At 38.5% G+C, this 11,914-nt stretch carries 13 protein-coding genes; 3 read left to right on the forward strand and 10 right to left on the reverse strand.

Going from position 1 to position 11,914, the window contains the following annotated elements; all coding sequences use genetic code 11:
* Window positions 1-190: 190 nt before the first annotated feature.
* The 8 genes from ftsY to guaB all read right to left on the reverse strand — a co-directional run bounded on the left by ftsY (window position 191) and on the right by guaB (window position 5,774).
* The gene (gene ftsY, locus F0365_RS00635) at window positions 191-1,144 is read right to left on the reverse strand and encodes a signal recognition particle-docking protein FtsY (protein ID WP_169931875.1); all 954 of its coding nucleotides are present in this window, start codon (window positions 1,142-1,144) and stop codon (window positions 191-193) included.
* 285 nt (window positions 1,145-1,429) lie between these two features.
* The gene (locus F0365_RS00640; RefSeq protein WP_169931876.1) at window positions 1,430-1,582 is read right to left on the reverse strand and encodes a DUF4295 domain-containing protein; all 153 of its coding nucleotides are present in this window, start codon (window positions 1,580-1,582) and stop codon (window positions 1,430-1,432) included.
* 7 nt (window positions 1,583-1,589) lie between these two features.
* Window positions 1,590-1,775 (reverse strand): 50S ribosomal protein L33, encoded by a 186-nt coding sequence (gene rpmG, locus F0365_RS00645; protein WP_015362874.1) that lies wholly within the window; start codon window positions 1,773-1,775, stop codon window positions 1,590-1,592.
* A 20-nt stretch (window positions 1,776-1,795) separates the two neighbouring features.
* Complete coding sequence (rpmB, locus tag F0365_RS00650; protein ID WP_101012094.1) at window positions 1,796-2,035, reverse strand: 50S ribosomal protein L28; 240 nt, start codon at window positions 2,033-2,035, stop codon at window positions 1,796-1,798.
* Between the two features lie 59 nt (window positions 2,036-2,094).
* Window positions 2,095-3,351, reverse strand: coding sequence for a CinA family nicotinamide mononucleotide deamidase-related protein (locus F0365_RS00655; protein ID WP_169931877.1), 1,257 nt, complete (start codon window positions 3,349-3,351; stop codon window positions 2,095-2,097).
* Window positions 3,352-3,687, reverse strand: coding sequence for an Hpt domain-containing protein (locus F0365_RS00660; RefSeq protein WP_169931878.1), 336 nt, complete (start codon window positions 3,685-3,687; stop codon window positions 3,352-3,354).
* Entirely contained in the window at window positions 3,684-4,298 is a 615-nt protein-coding gene (locus F0365_RS00665; RefSeq protein ID WP_169931879.1) for a fumarylacetoacetate hydrolase family protein, read from the reverse strand. Before F0365_RS00665 ends, F0365_RS00660 begins: the two co-directional genes overlap by 4 nt.
* A gap of 3 nt (window positions 4,299-4,301) precedes the next feature.
* The gene (gene guaB / locus F0365_RS00670; protein ID WP_169931880.1) at window positions 4,302-5,774 is read right to left on the reverse strand and encodes an IMP dehydrogenase; all 1,473 of its coding nucleotides are present in this window, start codon (window positions 5,772-5,774) and stop codon (window positions 4,302-4,304) included.
* An 18-nt stretch (window positions 5,775-5,792) separates the two neighbouring features.
* Here guaB and F0365_RS00675 point away from each other — a divergent pair, with 18 nt between their 5' ends.
* Complete coding sequence (locus F0365_RS00675; RefSeq protein WP_169931881.1) at window positions 5,793-5,948, forward strand: hypothetical protein; 156 nt, start codon at window positions 5,793-5,795, stop codon at window positions 5,946-5,948.
* Between the two features lie 296 nt (window positions 5,949-6,244).
* Here the strand turns inward: F0365_RS00675 and F0365_RS00680 are convergent, their stop codons facing one another.
* Together F0365_RS00680 and F0365_RS00685 are read right to left on the reverse strand one after the other, a co-directional pair.
* On the reverse strand, window positions 6,245-8,677 hold the full coding sequence (locus F0365_RS00680) for a hypothetical protein (RefSeq protein WP_169931882.1): 2,433 nt from the start codon (window positions 8,675-8,677) through the stop codon (window positions 6,245-6,247).
* Window positions 8,678-8,744: 67 nt separating this feature from the next.
* The gene (locus tag F0365_RS00685) at window positions 8,745-9,344 is read right to left on the reverse strand and encodes a ribonuclease HII (RefSeq protein WP_169931883.1); all 600 of its coding nucleotides are present in this window, start codon (window positions 9,342-9,344) and stop codon (window positions 8,745-8,747) included.
* A gap of 308 nt (window positions 9,345-9,652) precedes the next feature.
* Between F0365_RS00685 and F0365_RS00690 the strand changes: the two genes are divergently transcribed.
* Both F0365_RS00690 and F0365_RS00695 read left to right on the forward strand, forming a co-directional pair.
* Window positions 9,653-11,551, forward strand: a complete 1,899-nt coding sequence (locus F0365_RS00690; RefSeq protein WP_240961776.1) for a putative porin — start codon at window positions 9,653-9,655, stop codon at window positions 11,549-11,551.
* Window positions 11,552-11,593: 42 nt separating this feature from the next.
* Window positions 11,594-11,890 (forward strand): hypothetical protein, encoded by a 297-nt coding sequence (locus F0365_RS00695; protein ID WP_169931885.1) that lies wholly within the window; start codon window positions 11,594-11,596, stop codon window positions 11,888-11,890.
* Window positions 11,891-11,914 lie beyond the last annotated feature (24 nt).

The raw sequence follows: 11,914 nt of genomic DNA on the forward strand, positions 1-11,914 counted from the left end.
TGTAAAACAAACTATTTAAGAGCGTTTTATAGGGTTCGTACGTGAAAAAGATACAAAACCGCTACGCTGTTTATAAAGGCTAAAACCAGATCTCCATTACGGAAAACAAAAGGAGCTCTAACCATAGGAATAAGGGTTTCTCCTCTATACCTCAACAGAGATGCATCCTTTTATTTAGGAGTTCCTAATTCTAATTAAAGAAGCTATCCACAAATTCCACTTTATTAAACACTTGAAGATCTTCCAATTGTTCTCCTACGCCTATGTAGCGTACTGGAATCTTAAACTGGTCAGAAATTCCTATCACGACACCACCTTTTGCGGTACCGTCTAATTTTGTGACTGCTAGACTGGTTACTTCGGTAGTTGCTGTAAACTGCTTAGCTTGCTCAAAGGCGTTTTGGCCTGTAGAACCGTCAAGTACTAACATCACATCGTGAGGGGCATTGGGAATGATTTTTTGCATGACGCGCTTTACTTTAGAAAGCTCGTTCATCAGGTTAACTTTGTTATGTAGACGGCCTGCAGTATCGAGAAGAACAACATCTGCTTTTTGTGCGACAGCACTTTGTAAGGTATCGTAAGCGACGCTTGCAGGGTCACTTCCCATAGCTTGCTTTACGATCTCTACACCTACTCGTTGTGCCCAGATATCCAATTGATCTACCGCAGCAGCTCTAAAGGTATCTCCAGCTCCTAAAACGACTTTTTTACCAGCTTTTTTAAGTTGGTAGGCCAATTTACCTATGGTAGTAGTCTTCCCTACTCCATTGACTCCTACAATCATGATGACATAAGGACCATCGGTTTCTGGAATGGTAAACTCTGTTGCGTCCCCATGATTCACCTCACTCATCAATCCCGCAATTTCCTCACGTAAGATTTGATTCAGCTCTGAAGTGCCTAAGTATTTATCTTTTGCTACGCGATCTTCTATGCGATCGATGATCTTTACAGTGGTTGCAACACCCACATCACTAGAGATCAATACATCTTCCAGATCATCAAGTAGGTCAGCGTCTACCGTAGATTTACCGGCTACGGCTTTTCCTAGTTTGTCAAAAAAGCTGGCTTTAGTTTGCTCCAGCCCTTTGTCTAGGGTTTCTTTTTTCTCTTTAGAAAATATGTTTTTGAAAAAACTCATGGCTTATTTAGAATGAGTACAAAAATAGGAAAGTAAATGGCAATAATGACTATAGTTGTGATTAAACAACAGGAGAACACATGCCAAAAGGTCCCGAACCAATTTGGAACAAGTTCGGTTATAAATACAGGGGTGATAAAACTTTATTTTCTAGCGCGACAAATCCTGCCATCAACAGCTTTTGTTGATGTGATTGTCACGATGGAAAACGTAGTTGCGATGCTGGAATTAACAAAAAAAACCGTCCTATTTTCATAGGACGGTTCTGAACATTAATTAACCAACTTATTTCTTATTCAAGAAATCGTTTACTAAATCTGGCGCCATAATAGCACTTACGAATGTATAAGCTCCTGATTTAGGAGACTTTACCATTTTGATTGCTTTTGTTAATCTTACATTTCCCGTTTGTAGGGATGCGATTGATTTCTTTGCCATGTCTTACTTATTTAATTTCTTTATGAACAGTCATACGCTTGAGAACCGGATTGAACTTCTTGAGCTCAAGACGATCTGGCGTGTTTTTCTTATTCTTTGTAGTGATGTAACGAGACATCCCTGGCATACCAGATTCTTTATGCTCTGTACACTGAAGAATCACTTGTATTCTATTTCCTTTACTTTTTGCCATCTTATATAACTTTTATAAAATTACTTAGTAAGAAAACCCTTAGCGCGGGCTTCTTTAATTACTTGAGTAATTCCTTTCTTATTGATGTTTTTTATTGCTCTAGCAGAAACTTTAAGGGTCACCCACTTATCTTCTTCCGGTAGATAGAATTTCTTCTTGAAAAGATTTACGTTAAATCTACGTTTAGTCTTATTCATAGCGAAGGAAACGTTATTTCCAGTCATCGCTGATTTTCCAGTAAGTTCACAAACTCGAGACATGATTATTGTTGTTTAAAATCGGAATGCAAAATAACGATATTTAATTCGATCTCACAAGTCTAAATTAGCTGCTTTTTTAATAATTCTTTTTGAAGCAATTCAAATGACTTATTTACTGTCTTTTGAATCACTCGTTCTCGATGATTTCCCATCATAAATTTCAATGCAAAACTTTTATGCTCCGTGGCTATACCTATGTAAACCGTTCCTACGGCAGCATCGCTATCTCCTCTTAATGGACCCGCATTTCCTGTAGTAGCTACTGCATAATCCGATTGGAATAGATTCTTGGCCGCTACCGCCATAGCTTCTGCCACTTCACCACTCACAACAGAATATTGCTCAATAAGCGATTGATCGATGCCTAATATTGCCACTTTTGAAGCTGTTGCATAGGTAATCGTACTTCCTTTAAAAAACTCTGAAGCTCCCGGAATCTCTGTAATTAAGTTGGCTATCTTCCCCCCCGTACAACTTTCTGCTGTGGCCAGTGTTTTATGTTGCTCCTTAAATAAACGACTTACCTGTTCTACTAAGCTTCCTTCATTGCTTTCACCAACTATAATATCTTCTATAAGGCTGTAAAGCATTTTGATCTGATCATCTACCTCTTTTTCAAGAAGTGCTTTATCTGTCCCGGTAGTTGATAAACGCAGTCTAACGGTTCCTAAACTAGGTAAATAAGCTAGTTTGATATGAACTGGCATGGCATCTTCCCATTGCTCTATTCTTGTTGCAATGGTGCTCTCGCCTTGACCAGCTGTTAATATGGTTCTGTGATGTATGTAAGGTAAATCTGGAAATTCTTGAATTCTAGGCAGCACACCACTTGACATGATTTCTTTCATTTCAAAAGGCACGCCTGGCATGGAAACAAAAATCACTTTATGGTGCTCCAGCCACATTCCTGGTGCAGTTCCATAATCGTTTTTAAGGATCTCTGCTCTCGATGGAACCATAGCTTGTGCCTTATTCATGGATACCATAGGATCCTTGATGTACTTAGCAAATAATTGGGTCACATGATCCAATACTTCTTGATTAAGTACCAACTCATCATTTAAGTATTCACAAATAGTAGATTTGGTAATATCGTCTTTTGTAGGTCCTAATCCACCTGTGATAAGGACAATGTCTGATTGTGATTCCGCTTTCGCGAAAGCAGACAAAATATGAGCTCTATCGTCACTTATAGAAATAATCTCGTACACATGAACTCCTATTTTATTGAGCTCTTGTGCCATCCATGCAGAATTAGTATCCACAATCTGACCTATGAGTATTTCATCACCTATAGTAATTATGGTCGCTTTCATTTAGAAATCTCTTTTAAGCTGAATCAGCGTTTCTTGAAGTTCTTGATATAAAAACTTAAAATTTTTATTGATGTCCTTTGTTTCATCGCCTTTCCCCCAACTTTCTAATACCACTGCATTTAGGTGTCCTTGAAGTCCAAATAGTTCTAGGGAAGGCTTTATCTTATGAGCATAGCGATGCACATTCTCTCGATCTTCTTCTTTTATAGCCAGTGCTAAATAATCAAGATCAACAGGCATTTCTTCTATAAAAGTGTCTACCATCAATTTTATAAAATCAGGGTCATTATCAGACATTTCGATGATCTGAGATAAATCGTAGGTCACTTTTTTCATTTAACCCTTATTTCAAAGAGCTCTTTGCCGTGAAGCACCCCTTTTAGAAGATCGTTTTCTGATACTTTAGAAACTCCAGCAGGTGTTCCTGTGTAAATCAAGTCTCCTATTTTAAGGGTGAAGTATTGGGAAACATAAGCGATGATCTCGTCTATCTTCCACAACATATGCGAGGTGTTGCCGTCTTGTTGTAAGACGCCATTTTTAAACAATTGAAAATCGAGATCGTCCATTTCTGGAAGCTCGCTTTTATGAATAAAGTCTCTGGAAATCACTGCTGCTCCGTCAAAGGCTTTTGCCTTTTCCCATGGCAATCCTTTTTCTTTGAGCTTTTGTTGTACATCTCTAGCTGTAAAATCTATCCCAAGGCCTATCTCGTCGTAATATTTATGGGCAAACTTCTTATCGATATGCTTACCGATGCGATTGATCTTTACCACTACTTCCACTTCATGGTGTACATCCTCTGTCCATGGCGGAATAAAAAAGGGTTGCTTGTGTAAGAGTATGGCAGTATCTGGCTTTAGAAAAACTACAGGCTCCTCAGGTCGCTCGTTTGCTAGCTCCTCTATATGATCTGTGTAATTCCTGCCTATGCAAATAATTTTCATAGTTTATCTACTGTAATTAGGAGCCTCTTTAGTAATGGTCACATCGTGAGGATGACTTTCCATCATTCCAGCAGCGGTGATTTTTATAAAACGGCCTGTTGCCTTTAGAGTTTCAATATCTTTTGCTCCACAATAGCCCATTCCTGCGCGTAAACCGCCTAAGAATTGGGTCATGCTTTCTACCAAATCTCCTTTGTAAGGCACGCGACCTACGATTCCTTCTGGTACTAATTTTTTAATATCGTCTTCCACATCTTGGAAATAACGGTCTTTAGAACCCTGTTGCATGGCTTCCACAGAGCCCATACCGCGATAGGATTTAAATTTACGGCCTTCATATATAATAGTCTCTCCTGGAGACTCTGTCGTACCTGCCAGCATAGAACCTAGCATGACACAATCTGCTCCAGCGGCGATAGCTTTAGGAATATCTCCAGTATAACGTATTCCACCGTCAGCAATTACGGGAACTCCAGTTCCTTTTAACGCATGAGCTACTTCCATTATAGCGCTTAATTGTGGGAAACCTACTCCAGCGACTACACGAGTCGTACAAATAGAACCAGGACCTATTCCTACTTTTACTGCATCTGCTCCAGCGTCAGCTAGGTATTTTGCAGCCTCAGCAGTGGCTACATTTCCTACAACCACTTCCAGGTCTGGAAAGCTTGCTTTAACTAGTTTTAACACATCTACCACGCCTTTCGTATGACCATGGGCGGTGTCGATTACTACAGCATCTACTCCTGCAGCAACTAGCGCACGAGCTCTTTCTACCGCATCACCAGTAACACCTATAGCTGCCGCAACACGCAAGCGACCGTAAGTATCCTTGTTTGCGTTAGGTTGTAAGGTCAATTTTGTAATGTCTCTGAAAGTAATTAAGCCTTCTAGTTTGCCTTCATCGTCAACGACAAGCAGTTTTTCAATCTTATATTCTTGAAGAATAACCTCCGCTTGTTGGAGGGAGGTACCTGCTTTTGCTGTTACTAAGTCTTCTGAAGTCATTACCTCAGACACCAGTCTTGAATCGTCTTTTTCAAAACGCAAATCGCGATTGGTAATGATTCCTTTGATATAACCATCTGCATCAATGATAGGAATACCACCTATGCTGTGCTCTCTCATACTGGCCTTAGCATCTCCTATAGTAGCCGTTTCTGTCAAGGTTACTGGATCGATAATCATACCGCTTTCTGCACGTTTTACACGACGTACTTTTTGAGCTTGTGCCTCAATGGTCATATTCTTATGAAGAATACCTATACCACCTTCTTGCGCCATAGCGATAGCCATACGGCTTTCAGTAACCGTATCCATAGCTGCCGAAATTACGGGAGCGTTGAGTGTTATATTTCTTGTAAATTTAGTTTTGATACTTACTTCTCTAGGAAGCACCTCGCTGTAAGCAGGTACAAGAAGAACATCGTCGTAGGTTAAACCTTCGCCTAAAAACTTGGATTCGTGGGATATCATGCAATAAAATTTTATTGCATGCAAAGATACCTTTTTAATTCTTGTGCTGTATTTTTATCACTCTTAATTATTTACCAATGGTTTCTTTTAAATGGAACAACTTCCATAAAAGTTGATAAAATGGTCTTTATTCTCGCTATTTGCGATTTAACAGCCGGCTTTTCTGGGGAATAACTTCCAGATCAATTTTAAAAAATGTCCATACCAATAGATGGTATTTTACATCTTTGTACGGAATGCTACACAAAACAAATCTCCATATTCAATAAGCCTTTTGTAACAAATAGTTTTATAAAATCAGACACAAAAGTTCTCTACTGCCGCCCAAACAGACATTAAAAAACACGGAGCCCAGCACGGAACTGCATTCAGTGCTTAAGCCCGCACCTCTCATATAAAATAGAACATCTTGATTTTATATTTTTATAGCAACACGATCCTGACTCCTTTTTAAGCCATGGAAGCAAACCTTACCATTTATAGATAATCACGTCATCGCCGTCTAAAGTAGCGAGGTATCGATTCTTAGATTGGGCTATCGCACTTTTGGTTTTCCCGTAAACTGGTAAGGAAGAAAGTATGTCTCCTTTTCTATCTAAGACATACACCTTGTTTTCTCCTGTTTCAATAAGATGGATAAAATCACCGCTAGAAAGACGAGTTACTTCAGCTGGTAAGTAGGTTCCATAAGGTAATTTTACCTCATAACTATTGATGCTTAGCTCGTTGTTGTTTTGAATCAATACCATTTTGGAATTGGCTTTCAGGGCAGCATCACTTCGGTAAGTCTCCTTATAATTTACCGTCCCTTTTACTGGATCTAATTGCATCAACCTACCGTCTTCTGTTAGTGCTAAAGCTTTGTTTTTATTTAAATAGAGAGCTGTTTTTAGCTTTGGCTTTTCTTTGACATTGGTGCGCATAGAACCTGTTCTGCTCAATAATGCTATGGAATTATCCGCTTTCGCGAAAGCGATATAATCCTTTATCCCTACTCTAAAGTGTTGCGGCTGGCTGGTAATGTCCTTTCCTTTTTTATATGTAAAACCAGAAACCGTTTTCCCTTCTCTGTCCAGCATGATCAACTCATCGCCTTGGGTTACTAAAAATCGATATTCCCGTCTGTTATCATAATCAAAGACACTCAAAGGTTGTGTGATAGCATCTTTAAACCTTTTAGGATAGGCGTTCACATCTTTAGCATTTCTATCGATAAAATATACAGACTTATTAGTAGCGAAGGCCATTTGCTGGCGACCGTTCTTATAAGCATCAGTCACTTCTATTTCTCCAAGAATAGGCCCGTCTAAGTTTTTACTCCACCTTTTTTTTCCAAATTCAGAAAGCATATGTAAGGTGAAGTCTTCATCCTGAAAAACTACATCATGTCTTTTATTCAAATGATTGGGGAATAAAAATGGCCCTGCGATGATCTTTTTAGGCGATTTATAGGATCCTATTTGACTTACTTGCATCTTAGTACTTCTTCCCATTGCATAAGGAACCACCAGGTGGTAATGCGCATATTCATCTTCATGAACATACTGACTGATTATTAATGGAAAATCATTTTCATCGAGCTTATTTATCACCTTCAGATCTTCTTGATCACTATTTTTTGCCAACTCTTTAACTTCTTTGACACTGGTAATTTTAAGAAGGCTACTGCTATTGCTCAATGCTTCTCTAGCATCGTTCCACCAAGGTTGCTCTGATAAAACAGTTTTGTTTTGGTAATTAGAAATAAATTCTTCTGGTGCACTAGCGCTATTAGAACATATAAGGTGTTGATCTAAGACAGTGACAAATTTGTACTCCCTAGCTTGGACTAAAGGCCGTATAGCATGAGTCTTTATAGGGTTAGCCAATTCATAAATCAGGTGATCGCGATAGGTAAACTTTGCCACAGAAAGACTGTCTAGATTCATAAAAACGGCTTCGTATGGTTTTAAAGTAAATACCAGTGCATTTGTTTTCTCCAGCCTCACCTCACTCATTTCTTGTGTATTATCAAGAATCGCCATTAATTGGCTTCCCACTTTTACCTCATTACTGTGGTATCTTTTCAAGTTATCTATCAACTGGGAGGGCTTTTGGTAGGTAACCGATTTTAGACTTCTAAAACTGAGGGGCACTACTTCTTGAATATGATTCTCTGCAGCGTCTAAGTTATTGTATAAGTCGTGATCCATTTTTAGGCTGTCCTGATAGGTAATCACACCATCCAATTGAAAATAAGAACCTCCGGTACGAGCTTCTAGTTGATACCACTCGGCATGGTTTCCACTGTCACTGATATTATTACCTAAAAGGAATTGCTCCAACCACTTCTTTTCTGTCGCTTTTATATAAAAGGTACTGCCGCTTTTGGTTCGGTTATAAATATTTTGAAAACCATCGTCAAAAACATAATCAGATACATCTCTACGCACGATACTTTCTAATACCAATAAGGAAGAACTCGCTAGGTGTACTCCTTTGTGATTCAAGGAATAATAACTCCTCTTATTGATTTTATTTTTAATGATTTTTGCATCGTTATAAGTAATTACAGAAGTAGTACTGGTGGAGTCTATAGTCTTTTTTAGAGGTGAAGTAATGAGTGTTATGACCACTTCATTTTTACCTTCTATACTCAAAGCGATAAGGGACTCCCCATTAGGATTGTAGTTTTTAAGAAAAGAACTGGCTTCCTTTATTTCTTTTATGCGAGAAAGCTCCGACAGTTTTTGAAACAATTCATTACTGCTAAAAAACTGATCCAGATCTTCTAAATTATCTATATGAACAATGATCTTAGCATCGGTAGGAATGCGGTTGATCAAATCGCTGTTGATCTCGCTATTTTCCTGACAAGATATACAGGTAAATACTATGATAATAAGGGCAATAAGATTGCGCATGGAAGTCATTTTAATTAACACAAAAATAAATAGGATAATCCTTCTAAACGATAGAAATACCAACAACTTATAAATCTAATGTCAACTGATCTGGGAGTAATTTAAAAGTCATGCGATGATAAGGTGTTGCACCGTGTTTTCTAATCGCATCTCGGTGTTTTTTAGTAGGGTAACCTTGATTGCTTTCCCAGCTGTACTCTGGATGTTCTTGCGCGATGCGCGACATAAAATCATCTCTATAGGTTTTTGCAAGAACGGAAGCCGCTGCGATATGCAAATACTTTCCATCCCCTTTTATCACGGTAGTTGCAGGTATTTCTCTATAGGGATTAAACTTATTACCGTCTACAGCGATGTGCTCTGGACGCAGGATTAATCCGTCTATGGCCTGATGCATAGCTAGAATACTGGCTTGTAAAATATTGATCTCATCTATTTTCTCCATCATCACATGTGACACATGGTAATCCAGTGCTTGCTCTTCGATCAAGATCCTGAGTTCATACCTACGCTTTCGGGAAAGCTTCTTACTATCATCTAATAATTCAGATTCAAAATCCAGCGGTAAAATCACCGCAGCAGCAGTTACTGGTCCACAAAGACAGCCTCGACCAGCCTCATCTGTACCGCATTCTACTATTCCTTTATGAATTTGATTCCAAAGCATTTTCAAAAGTACATAATAGCTGCAATTTAAAATCGTTTAAATCAAGATACCCATGATAAGCATCCCTTGAGGCATCTCAACTTGTTTCTTATTCGTTGTATGTTGTTATTTGTAATTTCCATAGCTAGGGCTATAAAAGTATTCACAGCTTCCTGAGTCAAAAAAGCAACTTCGTTTCTTATTCCTCCTTTTATGATTAAAATAGGTATTACTTTTGAACTCTGTTTGCCGTACTGTTTATGAAACGACTTTTCTTTTTATTTTTTTTGATGCCTTTGTGCCTTTTTGCCCAAAGGGAAAAACCTCCTTTGCAAAATGGAAATAGAAACGATCTTAACAGACCTATTAGCAACAAGGAAGTGTCTGTAGAAGGAGAGAAACCGCCTATTACAGATTACCTGATTATCTCTCAAAAACGCGATACCACTTATCTGGATACCACACTTACCATGGCAAAGGATTTTAAATTCAACTACCTGCGTAAGGACGATTTTGAGCTTATGCCCTTTCATAACGTGGGACAGCCTTACAATGAATTGGGTAAAAGCTTTGACCTGGAACTTCTTTCTCCCCGATTAGGATCTCGAGCAAGACATCAAAATTATTATGAGATCGATGATATTTTTGATTACTATGTCCCTACTCCATTAACCGATTTATATTTTAAAACAGTAGTGAATCAAGGACAGCAATTAGAGGCATTATTTACTTCTAACCTATCACCTCAATTCAATTTCTCTATCAGCTATAAAGGAGTGCGCAGCGCGGGTAACTACGACAACACGCTAACCAGTTCTGGTAATTTTAAGTTTACCTCCAACTATACCTCAAAAGATAAAGCTTACCGACTGAGAGTTCACACCGTTTTTCAAGATCATTTAAATGAAGAAAACGGCGGACTAGAAGCAGCTTCTTTACAAGGCTTTATAGATGACGAAGCCAATTTTCAAAACAGAGGAAGACTAGAACCCAACCTCACCGATGCCGAGAGCCTTCTGGACGGAAAACGTTTTTATATAGACCACGATTACGAACTTATAGGAGAAAAAGACAGTACTTCTTATTACAGCGGTCGCGTTTATAACAAAGCCTATTACGAAGATAAATTCTACCAGTTTTCTCAAACTAATGCTGACGAAAACTTTCTGGGTGACGCCTATATTTCTTCTAACCTACAAGACAAAACAAATCTGGAAGAGGGAATGATAGAAGCTGGCGTTTCTTATGAGCATCATTTGTTAGGATTTTATAAAGCTGGAGTTGCTAGACATAAATACAACTACGGCTACGATAGATTGATCAATCAAAACAGTGGGATCATCAACAACCGATTGATAGGAGAATTGTATCAGTTCAAAGCAGCCTTTGAAAAGCGTATCGGCAAATTTGATGTTACGGCAAACGGTGGTGTGAATATCGCGGGGGACCTAGCTGGACAATTTATCAACGGGCAAGCTTCCTATAAATTTAAAGATTTTGATGTCAAAGCTGGACTAGCGATCAGTTCTCGCGCACCAGATTTTATCTTTACACTTCATCAAAGCGATTACCTCAACTACAACTGGCAAAACAGCTTCAACAACATTGAAAAGCAAGAATTGAGCTTCCTAATCGATTCTGAGAACTATGTGAACGCTCAAGTGACTTTTACAACCCTACAAGATCATGTGTATTTTGCACAGAACCTAGTTACCAATACCAATAATGCAGTAACTGGTTATAACGCCTTACCACTTCAGGCCAGTGGAGATATTACCTATCTCAAAATTAAACTCAGTAAAGACATTAGCTTTTTGAGGCACTTCGGACTTGATAATACTCTGATGTATCAAAAGGTGACACAAACCGATGACATCATCAACGTGCCCGACCTCACAGCGCGCAGTACTTTCTACTACAAAAACAGGTTCTTTAAAAATGCTTTATTACTACAGACAGGAATCACAGCAAAGTATTTTACAGAATACCATATGGATGGTTACGATCCAGTTTTGGGGGAGTTTTACAGTCAAAACACAGAGGAACTAGGTGGTTTCCCGATGATAGATATATTTGTAAATGCAAAAATCAGACAGACCAGAATCTTCTTTAAACTGGAACATGCCAACCAGCTTTTTGCTAACAATACCGATTATTTTAGTGCCCCGCGCAATCCGTATCGGGACTTTAGTATTCGTTTTGGGATGGTCTGGAATTTCTTTTTGTGAAATTTTAGATTTTTTTAGGACGACATCTGCTTATATTTGACCGTGGCTATACGCAAATCCATAATCGCTTCTTTTTTGTTGCTGTTGTTTACAGCAGCACAAATTTCTGTTGTCCATGAATTCTCTCATGAGGAAGACAGTAAAGAATGTGCGATTTGTATTGTTGCTCAGAATTTTCAGACACAATCTTTTGACTTATCTGCTTCGGTAGCATTTGATCCTATAGTATTTGTTAGTATCAAGGAAAAGATTGTTATTGATCTCGCTTTCGCGAAAGCGGAATCCCAATCCATTATACACACCACACGACCACCGCCATTTTTAATGGACACTATTTAAATTAAAGGTCGTCTATAATTCGTT

The organism is Nonlabens sp. Ci31 (genome assembly GCF_012974865.1).
Lineage (GTDB): Bacteria > Bacteroidota > Bacteroidia > Flavobacteriales > Flavobacteriaceae > Nonlabens.

Excerpts from the sequence above, each read along its gene's own strand:
- ftsY (WP_169931875.1), bottom strand. The coding sequence starts at position 1,144 with ATGAGTTTTTTCAAAAACATATTTTCTAAAGAGAAAAAAGAAACCCTA.
- F0365_RS00640 (WP_169931876.1), bottom strand. The coding sequence starts at position 1,582 with ATGGCAAAGAAATCAATCGCATCCCTACAAACGGGAAATGTAAGATTA.
- rpmG (WP_015362874.1), bottom strand. The coding sequence starts at position 1,775 with ATGGCAAAAAGTAAAGGAAATAGAATACAAGTGATTCTTCAGTGTACA.
- rpmB (WP_101012094.1), bottom strand. The coding sequence starts at position 2,035 with ATGTCTCGAGTTTGTGAACTTACTGGAAAATCAGCGATGACTGGAAAT.
- F0365_RS00655 (WP_169931877.1), bottom strand. The coding sequence starts at position 3,351 with ATGAAAGCGACCATAATTACTATAGGTGATGAAATACTCATAGGTCAG.
- F0365_RS00660 (WP_169931878.1), bottom strand. The coding sequence starts at position 3,687 with ATGAAAAAAGTGACCTACGATTTATCTCAGATCATCGAAATGTCTGAT.
- F0365_RS00665 (WP_169931879.1), bottom strand. The coding sequence starts at position 4,298 with ATGAAAATTATTTGCATAGGCAGGAATTACACAGATCATATAGAGGAG.
- guaB (WP_169931880.1), bottom strand. The coding sequence starts at position 5,774 with ATGATATCCCACGAATCCAAGTTTTTAGGCGAAGGTTTAACCTACGAC.
- F0365_RS00675 (WP_169931881.1), top strand. The coding sequence starts at position 5,793 with ATGCAAAGATACCTTTTTAATTCTTGTGCTGTATTTTTATCACTCTTA.
- F0365_RS00680 (WP_169931882.1), bottom strand. The coding sequence starts at position 8,677 with ATGCGCAATCTTATTGCCCTTATTATCATAGTATTTACCTGTATATCT.
- F0365_RS00685 (WP_169931883.1), bottom strand. The coding sequence starts at position 9,344 with ATGCTTTGGAATCAAATTCATAAAGGAATAGTAGAATGCGGTACAGAT.